The following is a 273-nucleotide window of genomic DNA, read 5'->3' as shown; positions in this document are numbered from 1 at the left end:
AGGCCAGATACGCCTCCGCGAGCTTTGTCGGGCGAAACCGAGTGATATTCAACATCAAGGGGAACGATTACCGGCTGATCGTCGCAGTGGCTTACCGCATCGGTGTCGTCTATATCAAGTTCATCGGAACGCATGGCGAATACGACCGAATCGATGCTGAAACCGTTGAACTGGAGTAGCCAACATGGAAATTCGTCCAATCCACAACGAACGCGACTACAAGGAAGCGTTGCAAACCGTATCCCGTCTTGTTGACGTTGACCCGGAACTGGG

The 273-nt window shown here is 52.7% G+C and carries 1 protein-coding gene; it reads left to right on the top strand.

The features are described 5' to 3' along the window. On the top strand, nucleotides 1-179 hold a 179-nt coding region (locus SB771_RS34465), incomplete at its 5' end, for a type II toxin-antitoxin system HigB family toxin (protein ID WP_410721972.1). Between the last annotated feature and the right edge of the window lie 94 nt (nucleotides 180-273).

Source organism: Burkholderia sp. SIMBA_051 (assembly GCF_046534915.1).
GTDB classification, from domain to species: Bacteria; Pseudomonadota; Gammaproteobacteria; order Burkholderiales; family Burkholderiaceae; genus Burkholderia; species Burkholderia ambifaria.
Note: the sequence above shows the minus strand (reverse complement) of the source record. Positions and strands in the feature narration are given on the sequence as shown.